Origin of the sequence: Pseudomonas sp. YuFO20, from assembly GCF_035064975.1 — a bacterium.
Taxonomy (GTDB): Bacteria; Pseudomonadota; Gammaproteobacteria; order Pseudomonadales; family Pseudomonadaceae; genus Aquipseudomonas; species Aquipseudomonas putida_AE.
The window spans coordinates 49,854-73,583 of sequence record NZ_JAXDEO010000029.1; the positions used below are offsets into that span (position 1 = coordinate 49,854).

Sequence of the window (23,730 nt, forward strand, 5' to 3'; positions counted from 1 at the left end):
GGCCACCCTTAATAAGTCCGAATCTTAGGTTCAAAAGTCGGAACCGTCTTCGGCGAGAAGTTTACGGCACGCTTGGCAACGCGCTTCTCACCCGGGAAGTACAGGGTGTGGCACAGCCAGTTTTCGTCGTCACGGTCTTCGAAGTCTTCACGGGCGTGAGCGCCGCGGGACTCTTTACGCACTTCGGCAGCGATCGCAGTAGCTTCGGCCACTTCCAGCAGGTTCTGCAGTTCCAGAGCTTCGATACGCGCAGTGTTGAACGCCTGCGACTTGTCGTTGATCTTGACGTTGGCGATGCGCTTGCGCAGATCAGCCAGCTGGGCAATACCCTTCTGCATGTATTCGCCGGTACGGAATACACCGAAGTAGTTCTGCATGCAGTTCTGCAGCTCGCGACGCAGGGTTGCCACGTCTTCGCCATCGGTACGCTCGTTCAGGGCGGACAGACGAGCCAGGGCCGCATTGATGTCGGCGTCGGTAGCGTCGTCGTATTCGATACCGTCGGTCAGCGCCTTTTCCAGGTGCAGGCCGGCAGCACGGCCGAAGACCACCAGGTCGAGCAGCGAGTTGCCGCCCAGGCGGTTGGCACCGTGAACCGATACGCAAGCCACTTCGCCTACAGCGAACAGGCCCGGGATGATGGTGTCTACGCCATCGGCGTCCTGGGTGATCGCCTGACCGTGAATGTTGGTGGCAACGCCGCCCATCATATAGTGGCAGGTCGGAACAACCGGAACTGGAGCAACCACCGGGTCAACGTGAGCGAAAGTCTTGGACAGTTCGCAGATGCCTGGCAGACGGCTGTGCAACACTTCCTCGCCCAAGTGGTCGAGTTTCAGCATTACGTGGTCACCGTTCGGGCCACAGCCGTTACCGGCGATGATCTCTTTAACCATCGAACGGGCAACAACGTCACGACCAGCAAGGTCTTTGGCGTTCGGAGCATAACGCTCCATGAAACGCTCGCCGTGCTTGTTGATCAGGTATCCACCTTCACCACGGCAACCTTCGGTTACCAGTACACCGGCGCCGGCGATGCCGGTCGGGTGGAACTGCCACATTTCGATGTCTTGTACCGGTACGCCAGCACGCAGGGCCATGCCAACGCCGTCACCGGTGTTGATCAGGGCGTTGGTGGTCGAAGCGTAGATACGACCTGCACCGCCGGTGGCCAGAACGGTAGCCTTGGCGCGGATGTAGGTGGTTTCGCCGGTTTCGATGCAGATGGCGATCACGCCGACGAAGTCGCCTTGACCGTTCTTCACCAGGTCAACGGCGTAGTACTCGTTCAGGAACGTGGTACCGGCTTTCAGGTTGCCCTGATAAAGGGTGTGCAGCAGGGCGTGACCGGTACGGTCGGACGCAGCGCAAGTACGCGCAGCCTGGCCGCCTTTACCGTAGTCCTTGGACTGGCCACCGAACGGACGCTGGTAGATACGGCCGGTTTCGGTACGCGAGAACGGCAGACCCATGTGGTCCAGCTCGAAAACGGCGGCTGGGCCTTCCTGACACATGTATTCGATAGCGTCCTGGTCACCGATGTAGTCGGAACCCTTGACGGTATCGTACATGTGCCAGCGCCAGTCATCGTTCGGGTCAGCGGACGCGATGGCACAGGTGATGCCGCCCTGGGCGGATACAGTGTGCGAACGGGTCGGGAAAACCTTGGTGATTACCGCAGTCTTGTGACCGCCTTGCGCCAGTTGCAGCGCTGCGCGCATGCCGGCACCGCCACCACCAATGATGATGGCGTCGAAAGAAATCGTTGGAATGTTAGCCATGAATCAGATACCCCAGAGAATCTGCACACCCCAGACGAAGTAAGCGAACATCGCGACGCCGCATACTGCCTGGAAGAGGAAACGTATAGCCGTCGCGGACTTGCCGAACGCCATTGGCGTCAGGTAGTCGGTCGCGATGGTCCACATGCCGACCCAGGCGTGAGCGCCCAGAGCAACAAGGGCCAGCAGGCTGAAAATACGCATCCAGTTGTTGGCGAAGAGCGCGTGCCATTGGTCATAGCCAAGGCCCGGGTTCGCCACGAGGTATCCGATCAGGAAAATGAAGTAAGCCGCGAGAACGACCGCAGACACACGTTGCGCCATCCAGTCATAGAGGCCCGAACGCGAGAGGTTCGTGACGTTAGTTACCATATCCAAACTCCTGCCAGAACGATTACCACCACGGAAACGGCGATAATGATTTTCGAGCCCAGTTTGCCGCCTTCCAGCGTCTCACCGATGCCCATGTCCATGATCAAATGGCGCACACCGGCAACCAGGTGATACAGCAAGGCGGACAGGATGCCCCAAATCACTAGCTTGGCTAGCGGACTGGTCAGACACGCTTTCACCTGACCGAAGCCTTCCTCGGAGCTCAGCGACTTGTCCAATGCATAAAGCATGATGGCAAGGCACACGAAGAGGATGACACCGGAGATACGGTGAAGAATGGACGTGTAAGCAGTGACTGGGAGTTTGATGGTCCTTAGGTCTAGGTTTACAGGTCGTTGGCTTTTCACGGCTTTTTTTTCACACTGAAGAGCCCCTAACAATCAGGGCAAAGTTGTTGGGGAGTGCACTGGTCAGGTAACCACCACCCAGGGAGGCGACCCCCAATAACGCAAGCCCAAAAGCCCTTGGCGGTCGGCTGCCGAGTATAGACAGTTAGGCTACTAATGACAACGCAAAGACCTCACCCAAACAGCTGATTGCACAACGGACATAAAAGGCGTAAATGGCAGGCAATTTCGAGAAAAAAGTAGGGTTAAAGCCTTCTGGAGCAAGACTTTAGGCAAATTGACATTCGAATTTATCTCACTATAGTGGTGCGGGCCCTGCGTGGGGGGTCTGTCTGATGATTTCAAGCATAAATAGGAGGCCACATGGCTGACAAAAAAGCGCAGTTGATCATCGAGGGCGCAGCCCCCGTCGAGCTGCCCATTTTAACCGGCACCGTTGGTCCCGATGTTATCGATGTTCGGGGTCTGACGGCCACGGGCCGCTTCACCTTTGACCCTGGTTTCATGTCGACCGCTTCCTGCGAGTCGAAGATCACCTATATTGACGGTGACAACGGCATTTTGTTGCATCGCGGTTACCCGATCGAGCAACTGGCTGAAAAATCGGACTACCTGGAAACCTGCTACCTGCTGCTCAATGGCGAACTGCCGACCGCAGAGCAGAAGGCCCAGTTCGTCAGCACCGTGAAGAACCACACCATGGTTCACGAGCAGTTGAAGACCTTCTTCAACGGCTTCCGTCGCGACGCTCACCCGATGGCCGTCATGTGCGGCGTAGTCGGCGCCCTCTCGGCCTTCTACCACGACTCCCTCGACATCAATAACCCGCAGCATCGCGAAATCTCCGCGATCCGCCTGGTTGCCAAGATGCCGACCCTGGCCGCGATGGTTTACAAGTACTCCATGGGCCAACCCATGATGTACCCGCGCAACGACCTGTCGTACGCGGAAAACTTCCTGCACATGATGTTCAACACCCCGTGCGAGATCAAACCGATCAGCCCGGTACTCGCCAAGGCCATGGACCGGATCTTCATCCTCCACGCCGACCACGAGCAGAACGCATCGACCTCTACCGTACGTCTGGCCGGCTCGTCGGGTGCCAACCCGTTCGCCTGTATCGCCGCCGGTATCGCTGCACTGTGGGGCCCTGCCCACGGCGGCGCCAACGAAGCCGTCCTGACCATGCTTGATGAAATCGGCGATGTCTCGAACATCGACAAGTTCATCGCCAAGGCCAAGGACAAAAACGATCCGTTCAAGCTGATGGGCTTCGGTCACCGCGTTTACAAAAACCGCGACCCACGCGCCACCGTGATGAAGCAGACCTGCGACGAAGTGTTGAAGGAACTGGGCATCCAGAACGATCCGCAACTCGAACTGGCCATGCGCCTGGAAGAGATCGCCCTGACCGACCCGTACTTCATCGAACGCTCGCTGTACCCGAACGTCGACTTCTACTCGGGGATCATCCTCAAGGCGATCGGCATTCCAACCAGCATGTTCACCGTGATCTTCGCCCTGGCGCGGACCGTCGGCTGGATCTCCCACTGGAAGGAAATGCTCTCCAGCCCGTACAAGATTGGCCGTCCGCGCCAGCTGTACACCGGCTACGAGTCGCGTGACATCACCAAGCTGGAAGACCGCAAGTAAGATCGTTCTTGCTGTAGCGTGTTGAGTTGTACCGGGAACGGCCTCTATCCATATAGAGGCCGTTTTTGTTTACACCTGCCTGAAACCTTGCGGTGATCTGACCCACCGCTTTCGCGAGCAAGCCCGCTCCCACAGGGGGAATGCATTCCAAATGTGGGAGCGGGCTTGCTCGCGAAGACGGAGCATCAGTCACCATTGATATTGGATGTACCGGCTCTTTCACGAGCAGGCTCGCTCCTGCAATTATTAGTGCGATAACCGCCCAACAAAAATGCCCCGATCTCTCGATCGGGGCATTTGCTTGCAGCTTACAACTTGCAGCTTCTAACTGATCTTAGTGCGAAACCGCTCCACTAGCACCCAAACCCGTCTGCGAACGAACAAACTGCGGGAAGAACAGCGCCCGCTCGTTATCAGCCGCGGTCGACTTGTCGGTAATCGAGAAGAACCAGATCCCGACAAAAGCAATGATCATCGAGAACAGCGCCGGGTACTCGTACGGGAAGATCGCCTTCTCGTGATGCAGGATCTGCACCCAGATGGTTGGGCCAAGGATCATCAAGCCCACAGCGCTCACCAGGCCCAGCCAGCCACCGATCATCGCACCGCGAGTGGTCAGCTTCTTCCAGTACATGGAAAGCAGCAGGACCGGGAAGTTGCAGCTCGCCGCGATGGAGAACGCCAGGCCGACCATGAACGCGATGTTCTGGCTTTCGAACAGGATGCCCAGGCCGATTGCCAGCACCGCCAGGGCGATGGTGGTGATTTTCGAGACGCGGATCTCATCCTTCTCGTTGGCCTTGCCCTTCTTGATCACGCTGGCGTACAGGTCGTGGGACACCGCCGAGGCACCGGCCAGGGTCAGGCCGGCAACCACTGCCAGGATGGTCGCGAACGCTACCGCCGAGATGAAGCCCAGGAAGATGCTGCCACCGACCGCATTGGCCAGGTGCACCGCCGCCATGTTATTACCGCCCAACAGCGCGCCAGCCGCATCCTTGAACGCAGGGTTGGTGCTGACCAGCAGGATCGCGCCGAAGCCGATGATGAAGGTCAGGATGTAGAAGTAGCCAATGAAACCGGTTGCGTACAGCACGCTCTTGCGCGCTTCTTTCGCATCACTCACGGTGAAGAAGCGCATCAGGATGTGTGGCAGGCCCGCGGTACCGAACATCAGTGCCAGCCCAAGGGAGAACGCCGAGATCGGATCTTTCACCAGGCCGCCCGGGCTCATGATCGCTTCACCTTTAGGGTGAACCTTGATCGCCTCGGAGAACAGAGCGTTGAAGTCGAAGTTGACGTGCTTCATCACCATCAGCGCCATGAAGGAAGCGCCGGACAGCAGCAACACCGCCTTGATGATCTGCACCCAGGTGGTCGCCAGCATGCCGCCAAACAGCACGTACATGCACATCAGGATACCGACCAGGATCACGGCAACGTGATAGTCGAGACCGAACAGCAGCTGGATCAGCTTGCCGGCACCGACCATTTGCGCGATCAGGTAGAACGCCACCACCACCAGCGAACCGCAAGCGGACAGCGAGCGGATCTGGGTTTGCCCAAGGCGATAGGACGCCACGTCGGCAAAGGTGTACTTACCAAGGTTACGCAGGCGCTCGGCGATCAGGAACAGGATGATCGGCCAGCCCACCAGGAAGCCGATCGAGTAGATCAGGCCGTCGTAGCCGGAGGTGAACACCAGCGCGGAAATACCCAGGAAGGACGCCGCGGACATGTAGTCACCGGCAATCGCCAGGCCGTTCTGGAAACCGGTGATCTTGCCGCCCGCCGCGTAGTAGTCGGAGGCCGACTTGTTTTTCTTCGACGCCCAGTAGGTGATGCACAGGGTTGCACCAACGAACGCGACGAACATCAGGATCGCGGAAACGTTGAGCGGTTGCTTCTGCACGGCGCCGGTCAGGGCGTCAGCGGCCCAGGCGCCAGGTGCGAATGCTGCGATGCTCAAAAGAACCATTAGACGCCGGATCATTGCTGAGCCTCCTTGAGAATCGCATTGTTCAGGTCGTCGAATTCGCCGTTGGCGCGTCGTACGTAGATGCCGGTCAGGATGAAGGCCGAGACAATCAGCCCGACACCAATCGGGATGCCCCAGGTAATCGATGACTCAGGGCTGATTTTCGCCCCCAGTACATGCGGCCCGTAAGCAATCAAAAGGATGAATCCGGAGTAAAGCCCTAGCATGATCGCCGATAGAATCCAGGCGAATCGTTCCCTCTTGCTAACCAGCTCCTTGAAGCGCGGGCTGTTTTGAATCGAGAGGTAAATGCTGTCGTTCATTGTTTTTATCCTCGCAGCACAGATTTAGTTGGAACGGTATCCACTCTATGCGGCTGCGGGGCAGGTTCCAGACGACCTTAGTCTTAGAACCACGTGACGTATTCGCCAATCTCAAGCACTACTGAATAAAAGTGGGAGCTAGCCTGCTGGCGATTGCGGTCTGTCAGTCAACACTTCAGTTAACTGACAGACCGCAATCGCCAGCAGGCTAGCTCCCACAGGGTACAGCGGGGTATCTGTTACTTGGTCCAGTCAGCCACGCGCTCCGGGTGCTTGGCTACCCAATCCTTTGCCGCCGCTTCAGGCTTGGCGCCTTCCTGGATTGCCAGCATGACTTCGCCGATTTCGTCTTTCGACGCCCACTGGAAGTTCTTCAGGAACTTGGCCACTTCCGGTGCCTTGGTCGCCAGCTCTTTGCTGCCGATGCTGTTCACGGTTTCAGCCGCGCCGTAAACGCCTTTCGGGTCTTCCAGGAAACGCAGTTTCCACTTGGCGAACATCCAGTGCGGCACCCAACCGGTCACGGCAATGGATTCGTTCTTTTTCTCGGCACGTGTCAGCTCGGCAATCATGCCGGCGCCGGAACTCGCCTTGAGTTGATAGCCGGTCAGGTCATAGTCCTTGATCGCCTGCTCGGTCTTGAGCATCACGCCTGAACCGGCGTCGATGCCGACGATGCGTTTCTTGAAGCTGTCATCGGTTTTCAGGTCTTCAAGCGACTTGGCCTTGACGTATTCGGGCACGATCAAGCCGATCCTGGCGTCCTTGAAGTTTGGACCGTAGTCGACGACCTGGTCCTTGTTCTTGGCCCAGTAATCGCCGTGGGTCACCGGCAGCCAGGCCGACAGCATGGCGTCGAGTTTGCCGGTGGCCACGCCCTGCCACATGATCCCCGTGGCGACGGCTTGCAGCTTCACGTCATAATTGAGCTTCTGCTTGATCACTTCAGCGGCCACGTGAGTGGTCGCGACGCTGTCGGACCAGCCGTCAACGTAACCGATGGTCAGGGTCTTGTTCTCGGCATTGGCGAATGTGGAGCCAATCGCAAGCACCAGAGCGGCACCTGCGCCTAAAAGTCGTCGCATCTTCATCGTTACTTCCCCGAAAGTGCTGCGCTCGACGGATGCCGAGTCGCGTCAACGTATAGTTATGGTGCACAGCGCCCCCATCACGCCCCACCCGCAAACTCGTTCGATCATCAGCGGAGTACTGATGATGCGATCATCAACCTGACGCTGTTGGCGACCTGCTCTGCCAGCGACCTCAAGGCATCGAGAAACGACATCAGAACGCCATGAGTCTAGGACAGCGCACAGGTTCCGCCCGATCCGCCCGAACTTTGCATGTCAAAACCATGCAGGGCACCAAGCGCGGGACAAATACAGGTAACATGCGCCGCTTTGCTCCCAGACGGCCTGACCATGCCCGCGACATCCCGTTTTCCTTTTTTTGCTTATCTGTTCGCTTGCCTGCTGGGGCTGTTTGCCTTGGGCGGCTTCTGGTACGGCCTCGGTAAACCGGTGCTCCTGCCGGACGTGGTCAGCGCGACGCACAAGTTGCAATGCGCCTCCTATACCCCGTTCGACAAGGACCAGTCGCCGTTCGACGTACCGTTCAACCTTCGTCCCGAGCGCATGGACGCGGATCTCGCGCTGCTGGCCAAAAATTTCCAGTGCATCCGCACCTACTCCATGACCGGCCTCGATGCCCTCCCCGACCTGGCGCGCAAGCATGGGTTGAAGCTGATGATCGGCGCCTGGATCAACAGCAACCCGGTGGACACCGAAAAAGAAGTCGACCTGCTGATCGCCTCGGCCAACGCCAACGCGGACGTGGTCAGCGCGGTAATCGTCGGCAACGAAACCCTGCTGCGCAAGGAAGTCAGCGGCACCCAGCTGGTCAAGCTGATAAACAAGGTCAAGAGCCACGTCAAACAGCCCGTCACCTACGCCGATGTCTGGGAGTTCTGGCTCAAGCACCCGGAGATCGCTCCGGCCGTGGATTTCCTGACCATCCACTTGCTGCCGTACTGGGAAGATGATCCGTCGAACATCGACGCCGCGCTGCAGCATGTGGCTGAGGTACGCCAGGTATTCGGCAACAAATTCGCGCCCAAGGACGTGATGATCGGCGAAACCGGCTGGCCGAGTGAAGGCCGCCAGCGTGAAACCGCCCTGCCGAGTCGGGTCAACGAAGCCAAGTTCATTCGTGGTTTTGTCGCCATGGCCGAGCAGCAAGGTTGGCACTACAACCTGATCGAAGCCTTCGACCAGCCGTGGAAACGTGCCAGTGAAGGTGCGGTTGGCGGTTACTGGGGGCTGTTCGATGCAGATCGCCAGGACAAGGGTGTGCTGGCCGGGCCGGTGTCGAACGTGCCGTACTGGTCGCAGTGGCTGGTGGTTGGCGGGTTTATCTTCCTTGGCACACTGATTCTCGGTGGACGCGTTCGCAGCACTCGCGCCGCGCTGGTGCTGCCACTGCTGGGCGCCTTGGCCGCTTGCTCGATGGGTGCCTGGGGCGATCTGGCACGGGTCACCACGCGTTTTGCCAGAGAGTGGTTGTGGGTCGCCGTGCTGACTGCCTTGAATGTGTTGGTGCTGGCCCATGCCGCGCTGACACTGAGCCCCCGCACCGGTTGGCGTGGCTGGGCATTCAATACGCTTGAGCGTCGAGCAGGCTGGATACTGGCAGTGGCAGGATTTGCCGCTGCAGTGATGATGCTGGAACTGGTGTTCGACCCGCGTTATCGCAGTTTCCCGAGCGTCGCGTTCATCCTGCCGGCACTGGTTTACCTGTGCCGCCCGGTGAGCGTGCCGCGCCGGGAAATCGCCCTGCTGACCTTCATCATCGGCGCCGGCATTGCGCCGCAGCTGTTCCGGGAAGGCTTGCAGAACCAGCAGGCCTGGGGTTGGGGGCTGGTGAGCGGGTTGATGGTGGCGGCGTTGTGGCGTAGTTTGCGGGTTCGCAAGGACTGATCTTCAGCGCCGCCTCCGGCCTCTTCGCGAGCAAGCCCGCTCCCACATTTGATCTGCGTCGTTCACAAATCGAATGTGGGAGCGGGCTTGCTCGCGAAGGCTATCTATCAGGCGCTACGGGACGCCCTGACCAACCGCAACCCTGCGATCACCACCGCAAACACCGCCATTGTCGTGTTGTACAACGCCAGCGCCGGAAACCCGAACACCAGCGCCGCCACTGCCAACCACCACCCTGCCCGCCCGGGCAGCACAAAACCGACCACGGCGGCGATCAGTGCCGCCCAGCCCAATACCTGGAAGTGAATCATCAGGCCCAGGTTCGAACGTACCTGGCATTCCCAGCGGCTGGCCTCGTCCACGCAGATGCCGACCCACTGCGCATCTTCCATGAAGCCATAACGCGCGCCATAGCTGGCGGCCAGCCATAACGGCAACAAAACAAGCAGCAGAATCACGGGCAAACGGCGGGACATGGAGCACTCCAATACGCGAAAACGGCGGCCAGCTTAATCGCCCGACAGCCTTAAGCAAGGGATAACAACTGTTAACTGGTCATTCAATCACTGCAAAGTGTATCGTCACGCTACTATTACTCGGAATTCAGGCCAGTTTGGTGCCGATGCGTGGCACTTTGGCGCAGATCCAGTGGTCATAGCCTGCGAACTTCATTCGGCACCTTTTTCTAAGGGATCTAGTCATGCTCCGTTCCTTGCGCTTCGCCGCCCTGTTTGGCGGCCTTATCTTGAGTGCGTCCGCACTGGCGGTCGATATCGACGCCGCCAGTTATGGCTATCCCTTGACCAACCCGTTCGAGGCGACCATTGCCACGACGCCACCGGACCTGCGCCCCGAGCTGCCGTTGGATGAGGACATCGATCAGTCCGATCGCAGCGTCACCCTGCGCCCGGAACGCGCATTCGAACTGCCGGACAACTTCTGGCCAGTGAAAAAACTTACCTATCGCATTGCCACCCAGGACAAAGCCGCGCCGTTGATCTTCCTGATCGCCGGCACGGGCGCGCGCTACGACAGCAGCCTCAACGAATACCTGAAAAAGCTCTACTACAAGGCCGGCTACCACGTGGTGCAACTGTCGTCGCCCACCAGCTTCGACTTCATGAGCGCCGCCTCACGTTTTGCCACGCCCGGCATCACCAAGGACGACGCCGAAGACATGTACCGGGTGATGCAGGCCGTGCGGGCGCAAAACCCGAAACTGCCGGTCACCGAGTACTACCTCACCGGCTACAGCCTGGGTGCACTGGATGCGGCATTCGTCGCGCACCTGGACGAAACCCGCCGCAGCTTCAACTTCAAGAAAGTGCTGCTGGTCAACCCTCCGGTCAATCTCTACACCTCGATCACCAACCTGGACAAACTGGTCCAGACCGAGGTCAAGGGCATCAACAACACCACCACCTTCTATGAACTGGTGCTGAACAAACTGACCCGTTACTTCCAGCAAAAGGGCTACGTCGATATCAACGACGCACTGCTTTATGACTTCCAGCAGTCCAAGCAGCACCTGAGCAATGAACAGATGGCCATGCTGATCGGCACCTCCTTCCGTTTTTCCGCGGCCGACATCGCCTTCACCTCGGACCTGATCAACCGTCGCGGCCTGATCACTCCGCCGAAAACCCCCATTACCGAAGGCACCAGCCTCACGCCGTACCTCAAGCGTGCGCTGCAGTGCGACTTCGACTGCTACATCACCGAACAGGTGATCCCGATGTGGCGTGCCCGCACCGACGGCGGCAGCCTGCTGCAACTGATCGACCAGGTGAGCCTGTATGCACTGAAGGACTACCTGCACGACAGCCCGAAAATCGCCGTGATGCACAACGCCGACGATGTGATCCTCGGCCCTGGAGACCTGGGTTTCCTGCGCAAGACGTTTGGCGATCGCCTGACCGTTTACCCGCTGGGCGGCCACTGCGGCAACATTAACTACCGCGTCAACAGCGACGCCATGCTGGAGTTCTTCCGTGGCTAAATACCTCCTGCTTATCGCCGCGTTACTCTGTGCAAGCGCTGCCAATGCCGACAACAGCAAGGCCAACGCACCAGTGGTCGTCGACAGTGACGGCTTCAAGGAGCCACTGAGCAAACTCAAGTTCAACCCGGGCCTGGACCAGCGCGAATTCGAACGTTCGACGCTCAGCGCATTGAACGTCTATGACCCGCTGGAAGAGTGGAACCGCCGGGTTTACCACTTCAACTACCGGTTCGACCAATGGGTGTTCCTGCCGGTGGTCGACGGCTATCGCTACATCACGCCGAGCTTCCTGCGCACCGGCGTCAGCAACTTCTTCAACAACCTTGGCGACGTGCCGAACCTGATGAACAGCTTGTTGCAGTTCAAGGGCCAGCGCTCGATGGAAATCACCGGACGGCTACTGCTCAATACCACCATCGGCATCGCCGGCCTGTGGGACCCGGCCACCGCCATGGGCCTGCCGCGCCAGAATGAAGACTTCGGTCAGACCCTGGGATTCTATGGTGTTCCGGGCGGCGCCTACTTCGTACTGCCGATCCTCGGCCCGTCGAACCTGCGTGATACTGGCGGCTTGGTGGTCGATTTCAGCGCCGAGAACGCCATCAACTTCCTCAACGTTGCCGAAGTCAGCTCCAACCATCCGGAAGTCTGGATCCTGCGCGCCATCGACAAGCGCCATCAGAACAGCTTCCGCTATGGCCAGCTGAACTCGCCGTTCGAGTACGAGAAGGTGCGCTACGTGTACACCGAGTCGCGCAAGTTGCAGATCGCCGAGTAATTCCGATAGATCGAGTAGGAGGCGGATTTACATCCGCCGTCCTCTCACACCACCGTACGTACGGGTCCGTATACGGCGGTTCAGGTTATGCGGTTAAGCCTTTTATCGTATCCAGTATTGAGACCAGGCCCAGGCTGTCCCACAGCTTCTTCGGCAGCGCGTGATTCATATGTGACGCTCCCGAGCTCCACCATGGCCCGCGCCCGTTGAACGCTGATTTGCAGGCCCGTGCTTCGCCGATCCCCAGACGTATCAGGTTGCGCGCCCTCGTTGGGCGCTGCGTCCATTGACGCCAAGTGACACAGCGAAGTTTACGGCGCATCCAGCCATCCAACTCCTCAAGGGGGCGGTTGCTCTGGCTGAGCTTGAAGTAACCCGCCCAACCACGTAGCACCGGGTTAATCCGCTCAATGACGCTTGCCATCTTGTGGCCCCGCGCTCCGCGCAGCAGGCGTTGATTCAGGAAGCGCTCAACCCTGACCAGCCATCAATACATCGTGGTTGACCCGATCAAAGAACTTCTCCAGATCGAGTTCCACGCACCAGCTACCTCGAAGCAACGCCCCCTTCATCAAAGCATCTCAAATTTTTTTACTACGCTACGATTACTGACATAAACACTTCTATTATCCGGCGCAACAACAATACAATCAGGGGCCGAACCTATCGTAACGTCTTCAATTTTTTCCACCTCATCACCTATACGATACACAGCCATGTTCGCACGGTTAATCGTAAGAATAAAAAAATATAACCCTTCCATATCTAAAGTGATGTCTGCGACATGACCATAGCTGAGGATCGACCCAACAAGCTCACCACTGGAGAGATCTATTACTTTTACATCTGCAAATCCGCGAAGCCCCACATATGCACGCTTCCCTTTTGGGTCGAGACTTATTCTTTCAGCGGACTCGACCCGTATTTCGAATGCCTTTTCCCATTTTTCCACATCGAAAACAATGACCCCACCCGAAAACACTATATAAAGCAAGCGATTATCCGGGCTCAGGGCCAAACTTCTTTGAGGCGACTGAATGTTGTGACTTTTGACTGTGGAATTGACCACATCAATATCATGGACGCCACGATTTGAAACGCAGTAAGCACGCCTATTGTCAATGCCAGTTACTATTTTTGACTCGAGGAAAGTATAGGGAATGCGTTTGGTTTCACGCCAGTCAGAAGCAAAAAATTCAACAATAGAATGCCCACTAAGAATGACGTATGCCAACATACCATCCTTACTATAAGTTACAGACACAGGTTGCTGTGAAAATGAAATAACTTTCAACACCGTACCTGTGAAGGCGTCAATTATCGATAGCCTTGATGAGCCGGGCTGACATACCGCGACAGTATTACCGCTTGGGCTGACAGCCATGTCCCGCGCATCCGGAAGATTGATTTCATGTATAAGCTTCATAAGCAACTCCTTCTTAGAGCCGGGTCTGAGATCACAAACCACAGATCAATATCAGACTCTTTATACAAGAGGTTGCGCACCTGTCAGAAATACCAGTGCCGACAAACGGTCCGAGCAGATTTTCAAAATAGTTTGGCTGTACAAAGAAGCTAATTAGCTGTGGGAGCGAGATTGCTCGCGATGAGGCAGTGTCAGTCCCCGTAAATGTTGACTGACCCACCGCTATCGCGAGCAAGCTCGCTCCCATAGTGGATAGTGGCGGGCTTCAGCCTTTGACTGTTTTCCAGATCTTGCTGACAACCATCACACCCGCCAACACCACCGCACCCGCCACAATCCCCGCCACCGCATTGAGTAACGTCGGCACGATAAATCCGGCACCGCCGGCGGCTGCGCTGACACTTTCGATCGAGTGATGCACCACCGGAACGCCGTGGGTAAGGATGCCGCCACCGACCAGGAACATCGCCGCCGTACCGATCACCGACAGGCTTTTCATCATGTACGGTGCCGCGCGCAGAATGCCACCGCCGATGCTTTTGGCCACCTGCCCCGGCTTCTGGGTCAGCCACAGCCCCAGGTCATCGAGCTTGACGATGCCCGCTACCAGGCCGTACACGCCGACAGTCATGACGATGGCGATACCCGAGAGCACGACGACTTGCTGGGTCAGCGCCGAATCGGCCACGACGCCAAGGGTGATGGCGATGATTTCCGCCGACAGAATGAAGTCGGTGCGGATCGCGCCCTTGATCTTGTCCTTTTCGAACGCCACCAGATCGACCGCCGGATCCGCCACCGCCTCGACCAGTTCGGCATGTTCGGCCTGGTCTTCAGCCTTGCTGTGGAGGAATTTATGGGCGAGCTTTTCAAACCCTTCGAAACACAGGTAGGCGCCACCGAGCATCAGTAACGGCGTGACCAGCCACGGGACGAACGCGCTGATGGCCAATGCCGACGGCACCAGGATCAGCTTGTTGACGAACGAGCCCTTGGCGACCGCCCAGACCACCGGGATTTCCCGCTCAGCGCGCACACCGCTGACCTGCTGGGCGTTGAGCGCCAGATCGTCGCCGAGCACGCCGGCGGTTTTCTTGGCGGCCATTTTTGTCATCAACGCCACATCGTCCAGTACGGCGGCGATGTCGTCGATCAGCACGAGCAAACTGCTTCCTGCCATGAATCGGCTTTCCTTCTTGAATGAATGCCGTGCAGCATAGCGCGGCCGAGCGCCGCACGGAGCATTCTTGAGCGTCGCCGAAGGCCGGTGCTACCATGCGCCACCGCCAGTACAGGCAAGGAACCCCCTGGTTTATGAGCACCATCCGCGAGCGCAACAAACAATTGATCCTGCGTGCCGCCAGTGAAGAATTTGCCGACAAGGGCTTCGCTGCGACCAAAACCAGTGACATCGCAGCCAAGGCGGGATTGCCCAAGCCCAACGTCTACTACTACTTCAAATCCAAGGAAAACCTCTATCGCGAGGTCCTGGAAAGCATCATCGAGCCAATTCTGCAGGCCTCGACGCCGTTCAACCCGGACGGTGTGCCCAGTGAAGTGCTGAGCGGCTACATTCGCTCGAAAATCCGCATCTCCCGCGACCTGCCCTTCGCCTCCAAGGTATTCGCCAGCGAAATCATGCACGGCGCCCCGCACCTGAGCCCCGACCTGGTCGAACAGCTCAACGGCCAGGCCAAGCACAACATCGACTGCATCCAGACCTGGATCGACCGCGGCCAGATAGCGCCCATCGACCCCAATCACCTGATGTTCAGCATCTGGGCCGCCACCCAGACCTACGCCGACTTCGACTGGCAAATCACCGCCATCACCGGCAAGGCCAGGCTGGATGAAGAAGATTACGAAGCGGCGGCGCAGACGATCATTCGGTTGGTGTTGAAGGGGTGTGAGCCGGACTGATAGACCGAGTCGCCTTCATTCGCGAGCAAGCCCGCTCCCACATTTGTGTGGGAGCGGGCTTGCTCGCGAATAGCGGCGACTCGGTTATGGGTCAAACCCAGATCGCATCCCACAAAGGATAGTCGCCAAGCTTCTGAACCAGCCCAGCCCGCAATGGGTTAGCCACAACATATCGAGCCAGTTTCACCAGGTCCTCTTCTTTTCGCAGCGCATGGTCATGAAAACCCTGTTGCCAGAGGCTACCTGTTCGACCAGTCGACGAATTAACTGCACGAGTGCTCAGTGACTTCACCTGACACATCAATTGTCCTAGCGTCCCTTTCTGCAACTGGACCAACCAGTGAAAATGATCGGGCATGACCACCCAGGCCAAAGAATCGGCGAAGCCCTCATCTTGAGCTTGCTTGAATTGGTGGACAACCAATCGGCCAAGAGTGTAATCCCTGAATATGGGTTCCCGATTTAAAGTGTTGGCCGTCAGAAGGTAAATGCGGTTTTGTTCGGCATAGCGGCCGATGCGTAGACGATGCGAAGCTGACAACTCAGGCATTCCTTTGCCCTCTCTCATGTTGAAATCATGGAAAAGGCTAGATCAGCGACTACAGAGTTGCCGGGTGGACTTTTTAGCTGGATGTGTCTGGGAAATTGCCTTCGCGAGCAAGCCCGCTCCCACAGGGTTTTGCGGTGTACACACAATATTGTGTCCAACCGCAACTCCCTGTGGGAGCGGGCTTGCTCGCGAAAGCGGTCGTTCAATCACCGCAGAATCAAGCCACCACCCCAGCATCCGCCCTCAACCCCAGCGCCTCGATCGCATTGATCGCACACTGCTCATCAACATCCGACAGATCCCCGCTGATCCCCACCGCCCCCAGCACGTTCCCGTCCTGATCCCGCACCAGCACACCACCCGGTGCGGGCACGACGCTGCCCTGCCCCAGGCTATTCAATGCCGCGATGAACGCCGGGCGTTGCTGGGCGTCCAGTGCCAGCAGGCGTGAGCCTTTGCCCAGCGCGATGGCGCCCCAGGCTTTGCCGATGGCGACGTGCGGGCGCAGCAGGCTGGCGCCGTCTTCGCGTTGCAGGGTGATCAGGTGCCCGCCGGCATCCAGTACCGCGATGGTCAGTGGCGCCGCGGAGATGGCCCGCCCTGCGCTGATGGCTTCGTTGACCAGGTTGACTGCGACTTTCAAGGTTAAAGCGCTCATGGTGCCGTCCTCATTTTGTTTTTGGAAAGGCGGTGGACTGCTTCGATGTGCCGTAGTCCGATGCAACAAATAGAACACAATGAATTATTTTTTTGTATACAATAATTCTCGAAAAGCGCCACATGCGACGAAAAGCCACAGTAGACCGGGCTTCCGACGAATGAAACAACCGCTTGAGAAAATGGATTGACCTGCGCCGTCCGCCGTGAATACACTCTGCGCAAAGCCACTTGTATACAATTACAAAACGTAAAGAGGCACAAAACCATGAGCAAAATGAGAGCAATCGAAGCCGCCGTTCTGGTGATGCGCCGTGAAGGGGTTGATACCGCTTTTGGCATCCCCGGTGCCGCCATCAACCCGCTGTACTCCGCCCTGCAAAAGGTCGGCGGCATCGATCACGTACTCGCTCGCCACGTTGAAGGCGCCTCGCACATGGCCGAGGGCTACACCCGCACCAAGGCCGGCAACATCGGCGTGTGCATCGGCACTTCCGGCCCTGCCGGTACCGACATGGTCACCGGGCTCTACAGCGCCTCGGCCGACTCGATTCCAATCCTCTGCATTACCGGCCAGGCACCCCGCGCCCGTATGCACAAGGAAGACTTCCAGGCTGTCGATATCACCAGCATCGTCAAGCCAGTGACCAAGTGGGCGACCACTGTTCTCGAACCGGGCCAGGTGCCTTACGCGTTCCAGAAAGCTTTCTTCGAGATGCGCTCCGGCCGCCCAGGCCCGGTGCTGATCGACCTGCCGTTCGACGTGCAGATGGCCGAAATCGAGTTCGACATCGATGCTTACCAGCCGCTGCCTCTGGCCAAGCCGACCGCTACCCGCGTTCAAGTCGAGAAGGCTCTGGCCCTGCTCGATCAGGCTGAGCGTCCACTGCTGGTAGCCGGTGGCGGCATCATCAATGCCGACGCCAGCGATCTGCTGGTTGAATTCGCCGAGCTGACCGGTATCCCGGTCATCCCGACCCTGATGGGCTGGGGCACCATCCCGGACGATCACCCGCTGATGGTCGGCATGGTCGGCTTGCAGACGTCGCACCGCTACGGCAACGCCACCATGTTGAAATCCGACGTGGTGCTGGGCATTGGTAACCGTTGGGCCAACCGTCACACCGGTTCAGTGGATGTGTACACAGAAGGCCGCAAGTTCATTCACGTCGACATCGAAGGCACTCAGATCGGCCGCGTGTTCACCCCGGACCTGGGCATCGTCTCCGACGCCGCCGCCGCGCTGACCGTTTTCATCGAAGTCGCTCGCGAATGGCAAGCCGCCGGCAAGTTGAAAAACCGCAGCGCCTGGCTGCAAGACTGCCAGCAGCGTAAAGCCAGCCTGCAGCGCAAGACTCACTTCGACAACGTGCCGGTCAAGCCGCAGCGCGTCTACGAAGAAATGAACCAGGTGTTCGGCAAGGACACCTGCTACGTCAGCACCATCGGTCTGTCGCAGATTGCCGGCGCGCAGTTCCTGCACGTCTACAAGCCGCGTCACTGGATCAACTGCGGCCAGGCAGGCCCTCTGGGCTGGACCATTCCGGCGGCGCTGGGCGTGGTCAAGGCTGATCCGAACCGTAAAGTCGTGGCCCTGTCGGGGGACTATGACTTCCAGTTCATGATCGAGGAATTGGCGGTGGGCGCGCAGTTCAAGCTGCCGTACATCCATGTGGTGGTGAACAACTCGTACCTGGGCCTGATCCGTCAGGCGCAGCGCGGTTTCGACATGGATTACTGCGTACAGCTGTCGTTCGACAACCTCAACGCGCCGGAGCTCAACGGTTACGGTGTCGACCACGTCGCGGTTGCCGAAGGCCTGGGTTGCAAGGCGCTGCGTGTGTTCGAACCGGCTCAGATCCAGCCTGCCCTGCGCAAGGCCCAGGAGCTGATCGAAGAGTTCAAGGTGCCGGTGATCGTCGAGATTATCCTGGAGCGCGTGACCAACATTTCCATGGGCACCGAGATCAACGCCGTCAACGAATTCGAAGACCTGGCGCTGGTCGGCAACGATGCGCCGACGGCGATTTCGTTGCTCGATTAATAGCTGCTCGCTCCCCCTGTGGGAGCGGGCTTGCTCGCGAAGGCCATTTCACATCCGACAACGATGTTGACTGACCCACCGCTTTCGCGAGCAAGCCCGCTCCCACAAGGGGATCCTCACAAGATTTATGGGAGACCACCATGCCGCGTTTCGCAGCCAACCTGTCCATGCTGTTCACCGAACAGGACTTTCTCGCCCGTTTCGAAGCGGCCGCCAAGGCCGGCTTCAGTGGTGTCGAGTACCTGTTCCCCTACGACTTCAGCTCCGCCGAAATCAAGGCCAAGCTCGACGCCAACGGTCTGACCCAAGTGCTGTTCAACCTGCCGGCCGGCGACTGGGCCAAGGGTGAGCGCGGTATCGCCTGCCTGCCGGACCGCGTTGAAGAGTTCCGCGCCGGTGTCGACCTGGCGATTGCCTACGCACAAGTACTGGGCAACACCCAGATCAACTGCCTGGCCGGTATCCGCCCACAAGGCGTCGACGATGCCACCGTGGAAAAAACCTTTGTCGCCAACCTCAAGTACGCCGCCGACAAGCTGCAAGCGGCAGGCATCAAACTGGTGATGGAAGCGATCAACACCCGCGACATCCCGGGTTTCTACCTGAACAACACGGCGCAAGCCCTGTCGATTCGCGAGCAGGTCGGCAGCGCCAACCTGTTCCTGCAATACGACATCTACCACATGCAAATCATGGAAGGTGACCTGGCCCGCACCCTGCAATCGCACCTGGGCGAGATCAACCATGTGCAGCTGGCGGACAACCCGGGGCGCAACGAACCAGGCACCGGCGAAATCAACTACCGCTTCCTGTTCGAACACCTGGACCGCATCGGGTACCAGGGTTGGGTCGGTTGCGAATACAAGCCGCTGACCACCACGGAAGCGGGCCTGGGCTGGTTGAAAACCCATAACGCAATCTGAAACAGATCCCTTGTAGGAGCTGGCTTGCCAGCGAAGGCGGTGGGTCAGTCGACATGTATGCCGGATGGCACACCGCATTCGCGAGCAAGCCCGCTCCCACAAAAGCAGCTCCCCTATTCGCTTGAGCAAGACAAAAACAAGAGGATTTTCTCATGGCTAAAATCGGATTTATCGGCACCGGCATCATGGGCCACCCAATGGCGGCGAACCTGCAAAAAGCCGGTCACAGCCTGTTCCTGTCCGCGCATCACGACGCCGCCCCCGCCGACCTGGTCGCCGCCGGCGCCGTCGCCCTGGCGAACCCGAAAGAAGTGGCCCAGGAAGCCGAATTCATCATCGTCATGGTCCCGGATACCCCGCAGGTCGATGACGTGCTGTTCCGTGCCGACGGCGTGGCTGCAGGGCTCGGCAAAGGCAAGGTGGTAATCGACATGAGCTCGATCTCGCCGACCGCCACCAAGGCCTTCGCCGCCAAGATCAATGAAAAAGGCGCCCAGTACCTCGACGCGCCAGTGTCCGGCGGTGAAGTCGGTGCCAAGGCGGCGACCCTGAGCATCATGGTCGGCGGTGATGCGGATGCCTTCGAACGCGCACTGCCGCTGTTCCAGGCCATGGGCAAGAACATCACCCTGGTCGGTGGCAACGGCGACGGTCAGACCGCCAAAGTGGCGAACCAGATCATCGTTGCGCTGAACATCCAGGCGGTGGCCGAAGCCCTGCTGTTCGCGGCCAAGAACGGTGCCGATCCAGCCAAGGTGCGTGAAGCGCTGATGGGCGGTTTCGCTTCGTCGAAGATCCTCGAAGTGCACGGCGAGCGCATGATCAAGGGCACCTTCGATCCGGGCTTCCGCATCAGCCTGCACCAGAAGGACCTGAACCTGGCCCTGCAAGGCGCCAAGGAACTGAACATCAACCTGCCGAATACCGCCAACGCCCAGCAAGTGTTCAGCACCTGCGCGGCCATCGGTGGCAGCAACTGGGACCACTCGGCGCTGATCAAGGGCCTGGAACACATGGCGAATTTCTCGATTCGCGATAAATAAACCCTGCACCAATCCCATGTGGGAGCGGGCTTGCTCGCGAATGCGGTTTCACATTCAACAGAGATGTTGACTGACATGGCGCCTTCGCGAGCAAGCCCGCTCCCACACTGGACCGAGTTGCCCTCCAAATAACAAGAATTCCGGGAGCCCGCCATGTCGGTCGATCCGCAACAATTCCTGCACGAGCTGTTCGCCACAGCTATCGACGCGGCCCATCCGCAGCAAGTCCTCGAAGCCTATCTGCCTGCCGACCGTAGCGGTCGGGTGATCGTCATTGGCGCCGGCAAAGCCGCGGCCGCCATGGCCCAGGTGGTCGAGCGCTGCTGGCAGGGTGAAGTGTCCGGTCTGGTGGTGACACGTTACGGTCACGGCGCTCCGTGCGAAAAAATCGAAGTGGTCGAAGCCGCTCACCCGGTTCCGGACGCAGCCGGCCAAGCGGTGGCCAAGCGTGTATTCGAACTGGTCAGCAACCTGACTGAAACCGACCGCGTCATCTTCCTGCTGTCGGGCGGTGGTTCGGCGTTGCTCGCCCTGCCCGCTGCCGGCATCACCTTGGCCGACAAGCAATCGATCAACAAGGCCCTGCTCAAATCCGGCGCCACCATTGGCGAGATGAATTGCGTGCGCAAGCACCTCTCGGCGATCAAGGGCGGCCGCCTCGGCAAGGCCTGCTGGCCAGCCACTGTCTATACCTATGCGATTTCCGATGTGCCGGGCGACCTCGCCACGGTCATCGCCTCCGGCCCTACGGTGGCCGACCCGAGCACCTCGGCCGAAGCGCTGGCGATCCTCAAGCGTTACAACATCGAGGTGCCGGCCTCCGTGCGCAACTGGCTGCAAAGCGCTGAATCGGAAACGGTCAAACCCGGCGATCCAAGCCTGGCCCGCAGCCACTTCCAGCTGATCGCCCGTCCCCAGCAATCCCTGGAAGCCGCGGCGGTCAAATGCCGTCAAGCCGGTTACAGCCCGTTGATCCTGGGTGACCTGGAGGGTGAGTCCCGGGAAGTGGCGAAAGTCCACGCCGGTATCGCCCGGCAGATTGTCCAGCACGGTCAACCGCTGGCCGCGCCCTGCGTGATTCTCTCGGGTGGCGAAACCACGGTCACCGTTCGCGGCAACGGCCGTGGCGGGCGCAACGCCGAGTTCCTGCTGAGCCTGACCGACAGCCTCAAGGGCTTGCCCGGTGTCTATGCGCTGGCCGGCGACACCGATGGCATCGACGGTTCCGAAGACAACGCCGGCGCCATCATGACCCCAGACAGTCATGCCCGCGCCGCCGCCCTCGGCTTGAGCGCCAGCGACGAATTGGACAACAACAATGGCTACGGCTATTTCGCGGCGCTGGACGCGCTGATCGTCACCGAGCCGACGCGCACCAACGTCAACGACTTCCGCGCCATTCTGATCCTTGAGAGCCCAAAACATGACGCCTGATAAAAAGGTCAAGATCCTCGCCACCCTCGGCCCTGCCACCGACGGGATCGAAGACATTCGTGAACTGGTGCAGGCCGGTGTGAACATCTTTCGCCTGAACTTCAGCCACGGCGATCACGCCGACCACGCCAAGCGCTACCAGTGGATACGAGAAGTCGAGCGCCAGCTGAATTATCCGTTGGGCATCCTGATGGACCTGCAAGGTCCGAAACTGCGGGTCGGCAAATTTGCCGAGGGCAAGGTACAACTGTTTCGCGGCCAGGCCTTGCGTCTGGACCTCGATACCACGCCGGGCGATGAACGCCGGGTCAACCTGCCCCACCCGGAAATCATCGCGGCGCTGGAGCCAGGCATGGACCTGCTGCTGGACGACGGCAAGCTGCGCCTGCGGGTGGTCACCAAGTACGCCGACGCCATCGACACCACCGTGCTCAACGGCGGCGAACTGTCGGACCGCAAGGGCGTGAACGTGCCGCAAGCGGTGCTCGACCTGAGCCCGCTGACCGCCAAGGATCGCCGCGACCTGAGCTTCGGCCTCGAACTGGGGGTGGACTGGGTGGCGCTGTCGTTCGTCCAGCGTCCGGAGGACATCATCGAAGCCCGCGCGCTGATCGGCGACAAGGCGTTCCTGATGGCCAAGATCGAGAAGCCGTCGGCAGTGACGCAATTGCGCGAAATCGCCGAATTGAGCGACGCGATCATGGTCGCCCGCGGTGACCTGGGCGTGGAAGTGCCGGCCGAAAGCGTGCCGCAGATCCAGAAGAACATCATCAGCACCTGCCGCGAGCTGGGCAAGCCGGTGGTGGTGGCGACGCAGATGCTCGAATCGATGCGCTTCTCCCCGGCGCCAACCCGCGCCGAAGTCACCGATGTCGCCAATGCGGTGGCCGAAGGGGCCGACGCGGTGATGCTGTCGGCGGAAACCGCGTCCGGCGAGTACCCGCTGGAAGCCGTGCAGATGATGAGCAAGATCATCCGCCAGGTGGAAAACGGCCCGGACTATCAAAACCAACTGGACGTCAGCCGACCGAAAGCCGAAGCGACGGTCAACGATGCGATCAGCTGCGCGATTCGCCGTATCAGCAATGTGTTGCCGGTGGCGGTGCTGGTCAACTACAGCGAGTCCGGCACCTCGAGCCTGCGCGCTGCCCGTGAACGGCCGACGGTGCCAATCCTCAACCTGACGCCGAACCTGCAAACCGCTCGTCGCCTGACCGTGGCGTGGGGCGTGCACTCGGTGGTCAACGATCGCCTGCGCCAGGTGGACGAAGTGTGCTCGACGGCCCTGGAAATTGCCCAGGCTCAGGGCATGGCGCAGCGTGGCGATACGTTATTGATCACGGCGGGTGTGCCGTTTGGGCAGCCGGGGTCGACTAACTCCTTGCGTATCGAGACGTTGATCTAACGCCTGCACTGGCCCTTTCGCGAGCAAGCCCGCTCCCACATTGGAATGCATTCCAAATGTGGGAGCGGGCTTGCTCGCGAAGGAGGCGACACGGTTTA

At 59.1% G+C, this 23,730-nt stretch carries 21 protein-coding genes and 1 pseudogene; 10 read left to right on the forward strand and 12 right to left on the reverse strand.

Features of this window, described 5'->3' with window-relative positions:
• Positions 1–8: 8 nt before the first annotated feature.
• From sdhA to sdhC, 3 genes are read right to left on the reverse strand one after another with little or no spacing between them, the layout of a single operon-like run.
• A complete protein-coding gene (gene sdhA / locus SOP85_RS17495) occupies positions 9–1,781 on the reverse strand; it encodes a succinate dehydrogenase flavoprotein subunit (RefSeq protein WP_274074898.1) in 1,773 nt (590 codons plus the stop codon).
• A gap of 3 nt (positions 1,782–1,784) precedes the next feature.
• Positions 1,785–2,153, reverse strand: coding sequence for a succinate dehydrogenase, hydrophobic membrane anchor protein (gene sdhD / locus SOP85_RS17500; RefSeq protein WP_008063295.1), 369 nt, complete (start codon positions 2,151–2,153; stop codon positions 1,785–1,787).
• A complete protein-coding gene (gene sdhC / locus SOP85_RS17505; protein ID WP_274074897.1) occupies positions 2,147–2,521 on the reverse strand; it encodes a succinate dehydrogenase, cytochrome b556 subunit in 375 nt (124 codons plus the stop codon). The genes sdhD and sdhC overlap by 7 nt, the downstream gene beginning before the upstream one ends.
• Before the next feature lie 363 nt (positions 2,522–2,884).
• On the opposite strand from sdhC, the gene gltA reads away from it, so the two are divergent.
• Complete coding sequence (gltA, locus tag SOP85_RS17510; RefSeq protein WP_007977501.1) at positions 2,885–4,174, forward strand: citrate synthase; 1,290 nt, start codon at positions 2,885–2,887, stop codon at positions 4,172–4,174.
• Positions 4,175–4,508: 334 nt separating this feature from the next.
• Here the strand turns inward: gltA and SOP85_RS17515 are convergent, their stop codons facing one another.
• The 3 genes from SOP85_RS17515 to SOP85_RS17525 form a co-directional block, all read right to left on the reverse strand.
• Positions 4,509–6,167, reverse strand: coding sequence for a cation acetate symporter (locus tag SOP85_RS17515; protein ID WP_323627669.1), 1,659 nt, complete (start codon positions 6,165–6,167; stop codon positions 4,509–4,511).
• Positions 6,164–6,475: a DUF485 domain-containing protein gene (locus SOP85_RS17520; RefSeq protein ID WP_008061165.1), complete on the reverse strand. Its 312-nt coding sequence runs from the start codon at positions 6,473–6,475 to the stop codon at positions 6,164–6,166. The genes SOP85_RS17515 and SOP85_RS17520 overlap by 4 nt, the downstream gene beginning before the upstream one ends.
• A gap of 239 nt (positions 6,476–6,714) precedes the next feature.
• Positions 6,715–7,566 carry a glycine betaine ABC transporter substrate-binding protein gene (locus SOP85_RS17525; RefSeq protein WP_323608815.1) on the reverse strand — a complete coding sequence of 284 codons (852 nt, stop codon included), beginning with the start codon at positions 7,564–7,566 and terminating at the stop codon, positions 6,715–6,717.
• 330 nt (positions 7,567–7,896) lie between these two features.
• On the opposite strand from SOP85_RS17525, the gene SOP85_RS17530 reads away from it, so the two are divergent.
• On the forward strand, positions 7,897–9,450 hold the full coding sequence (locus SOP85_RS17530) for a glycoside hydrolase family 17 protein (protein WP_323627670.1): 1,554 nt from the start codon (positions 7,897–7,899) through the stop codon (positions 9,448–9,450).
• Positions 9,451–9,557: 107 nt separating this feature from the next.
• Here the strand turns inward: SOP85_RS17530 and SOP85_RS17535 are convergent, their stop codons facing one another.
• Positions 9,558–9,926, reverse strand: coding sequence for a hypothetical protein (locus SOP85_RS17535; RefSeq protein WP_323627671.1), 369 nt, complete (start codon positions 9,924–9,926; stop codon positions 9,558–9,560).
• A gap of 224 nt (positions 9,927–10,150) precedes the next feature.
• Between SOP85_RS17535 and SOP85_RS17540 the strand changes: the two genes are divergently transcribed.
• Together SOP85_RS17540 and SOP85_RS17545 are read left to right on the forward strand one after the other, a co-directional pair.
• Positions 10,151–11,449, forward strand: a complete 1,299-nt coding sequence (locus tag SOP85_RS17540; RefSeq protein ID WP_274074893.1) for a serine/threonine protein kinase — start codon at positions 10,151–10,153, stop codon at positions 11,447–11,449.
• Positions 11,442–12,230, forward strand: a complete 789-nt coding sequence (locus SOP85_RS17545) for an MlaA family lipoprotein (protein ID WP_274074892.1) — start codon at positions 11,442–11,444, stop codon at positions 12,228–12,230. Before SOP85_RS17540 ends, SOP85_RS17545 begins: the two co-directional genes overlap by 8 nt.
• An 80-nt stretch (positions 12,231–12,310) precedes the next feature.
• Here the strand turns inward: SOP85_RS17545 and SOP85_RS17550 are convergent.
• The 3 genes and pseudogenes from SOP85_RS17550 to SOP85_RS17560 all read right to left on the reverse strand — a co-directional run.
• Positions 12,311–12,681: pseudogene (locus SOP85_RS17550) on the reverse strand (group II intron maturase-specific domain-containing protein); the annotation flags it as partial.
• A gap of 120 nt (positions 12,682–12,801) precedes the next feature.
• A complete protein-coding gene (locus SOP85_RS17555; RefSeq protein WP_323627674.1) occupies positions 12,802–13,656 on the reverse strand; it encodes a YncE family protein in 855 nt (284 codons plus the stop codon).
• Positions 13,657–13,921: 265 nt separating this feature from the next.
• A complete protein-coding gene (locus SOP85_RS17560) occupies positions 13,922–14,836 on the reverse strand; it encodes a DUF808 domain-containing protein (RefSeq protein ID WP_323627675.1) in 915 nt (304 codons plus the stop codon).
• 134 nt (positions 14,837–14,970) lie between these two features.
• On the opposite strand from SOP85_RS17560, the gene SOP85_RS17565 reads away from it, so the two are divergent.
• A complete protein-coding gene (locus SOP85_RS17565; protein WP_274074890.1) occupies positions 14,971–15,576 on the forward strand; it encodes a TetR/AcrR family transcriptional regulator in 606 nt (201 codons plus the stop codon).
• A gap of 91 nt (positions 15,577–15,667) precedes the next feature.
• Here the strand turns inward: SOP85_RS17565 and SOP85_RS17570 are convergent, their stop codons facing one another.
• Together SOP85_RS17570 and SOP85_RS17575 are read right to left on the reverse strand one after the other, a co-directional pair.
• Positions 15,668–16,126 carry an REP-associated tyrosine transposase gene (locus SOP85_RS17570; RefSeq protein ID WP_323627691.1) on the reverse strand — a complete coding sequence of 153 codons (459 nt, stop codon included), beginning with the start codon at positions 16,124–16,126 and terminating at the stop codon, positions 15,668–15,670.
• Positions 16,127–16,343: 217 nt separating this feature from the next.
• Positions 16,344–16,784: a GlcG/HbpS family heme-binding protein gene (locus SOP85_RS17575; RefSeq protein WP_077184045.1), complete on the reverse strand. Its 441-nt coding sequence runs from the start codon at positions 16,782–16,784 to the stop codon at positions 16,344–16,346.
• 267 nt (positions 16,785–17,051) lie between these two features.
• Here SOP85_RS17575 and gcl point away from each other — a divergent pair, with 267 nt between their 5' ends.
• The 5 genes from gcl to pyk all read left to right on the forward strand — a co-directional run bounded on the left by gcl (position 17,052) and on the right by pyk (position 23,632).
• Positions 17,052–18,827, forward strand: coding sequence for a glyoxylate carboligase (gcl, locus tag SOP85_RS17580; protein ID WP_046819365.1), 1,776 nt, complete (start codon positions 17,052–17,054; stop codon positions 18,825–18,827).
• 140 nt (positions 18,828–18,967) lie between these two features.
• On the forward strand, positions 18,968–19,750 hold the full coding sequence (gene hyi / locus SOP85_RS17585) for a hydroxypyruvate isomerase (RefSeq protein WP_323609095.1): 783 nt from the start codon (positions 18,968–18,970) through the stop codon (positions 19,748–19,750).
• A 152-nt stretch (positions 19,751–19,902) separates the two neighbouring features.
• Positions 19,903–20,793: a 2-hydroxy-3-oxopropionate reductase gene (locus SOP85_RS17590; protein ID WP_046819363.1), complete on the forward strand. Its 891-nt coding sequence runs from the start codon at positions 19,903–19,905 to the stop codon at positions 20,791–20,793.
• A gap of 153 nt (positions 20,794–20,946) precedes the next feature.
• Positions 20,947–22,227: a glycerate kinase type-2 family protein gene (locus SOP85_RS17595; protein ID WP_323627676.1), complete on the forward strand. Its 1,281-nt coding sequence runs from the start codon at positions 20,947–20,949 to the stop codon at positions 22,225–22,227.
• Positions 22,217–23,632: a pyruvate kinase gene (pyk, locus tag SOP85_RS17600; protein WP_323609093.1), complete on the forward strand. Its 1,416-nt coding sequence runs from the start codon at positions 22,217–22,219 to the stop codon at positions 23,630–23,632. The genes SOP85_RS17595 and pyk overlap by 11 nt, the downstream gene beginning before the upstream one ends.
• Positions 23,633–23,730: the final 98 nt, after the last annotated feature.

Coding starts and splice junctions, on each gene's coding strand:
- SOP85_RS17525 (WP_323608815.1), bottom strand. CDS start 7,566: ATGAAGATGCGACGACTTTTAGGCGCAGGTGCCGCTCTGGTGCTTGCG.
- gcl (WP_046819365.1), top strand. CDS start 17,052: ATGAGCAAAATGAGAGCAATCGAAGCCGCCGTTCTGGTGATGCGCCGT.
- SOP85_RS17555 (WP_323627674.1), bottom strand. CDS start 13,656: ATGAAGCTTATACATGAAATCAATCTTCCGGATGCGCGGGACATGGCT.
- gltA (WP_007977501.1), top strand. CDS start 2,885: ATGGCTGACAAAAAAGCGCAGTTGATCATCGAGGGCGCAGCCCCCGTC.
- SOP85_RS17520 (WP_008061165.1), bottom strand. CDS start 6,475: ATGAACGACAGCATTTACCTCTCGATTCAAAACAGCCCGCGCTTCAAG.
- SOP85_RS17535 (WP_323627671.1), bottom strand. CDS start 9,926: ATGTCCCGCCGTTTGCCCGTGATTCTGCTGCTTGTTTTGTTGCCGTTA.
- SOP85_RS17570 (WP_323627691.1), bottom strand. CDS start 16,126: ATGCCTGAGTTGTCAGCTTCGCATCGTCTACGCATCGGCCGCTATGCC.
- sdhA (WP_274074898.1), bottom strand. CDS start 1,781: ATGGCTAACATTCCAACGATTTCTTTCGACGCCATCATCATTGGTGGT.
- SOP85_RS17540 (WP_274074893.1), top strand. CDS start 10,151: ATGCTCCGTTCCTTGCGCTTCGCCGCCCTGTTTGGCGGCCTTATCTTG.
- SOP85_RS17595 (WP_323627676.1), top strand. CDS start 20,947: ATGTCGGTCGATCCGCAACAATTCCTGCACGAGCTGTTCGCCACAGCT.
- hyi (WP_323609095.1), top strand. CDS start 18,968: ATGCCGCGTTTCGCAGCCAACCTGTCCATGCTGTTCACCGAACAGGAC.
- pyk (WP_323609093.1), top strand. CDS start 22,217: ATGACGCCTGATAAAAAGGTCAAGATCCTCGCCACCCTCGGCCCTGCC.
- SOP85_RS17515 (WP_323627669.1), bottom strand. CDS start 6,167: ATGATCCGGCGTCTAATGGTTCTTTTGAGCATCGCAGCATTCGCACCT.
- SOP85_RS17565 (WP_274074890.1), top strand. CDS start 14,971: ATGAGCACCATCCGCGAGCGCAACAAACAATTGATCCTGCGTGCCGCC.
- sdhD (WP_008063295.1), bottom strand. CDS start 2,153: ATGGTAACTAACGTCACGAACCTCTCGCGTTCGGGCCTCTATGACTGG.
- SOP85_RS17560 (WP_323627675.1), bottom strand. CDS start 14,836: ATGGCAGGAAGCAGTTTGCTCGTGCTGATCGACGACATCGCCGCCGTA.
- SOP85_RS17530 (WP_323627670.1), top strand. CDS start 7,897: ATGCCCGCGACATCCCGTTTTCCTTTTTTTGCTTATCTGTTCGCTTGC.
- SOP85_RS17590 (WP_046819363.1), top strand. CDS start 19,903: ATGGCTAAAATCGGATTTATCGGCACCGGCATCATGGGCCACCCAATG.
- SOP85_RS17575 (WP_077184045.1), bottom strand. CDS start 16,784: ATGAGCGCTTTAACCTTGAAAGTCGCAGTCAACCTGGTCAACGAAGCC.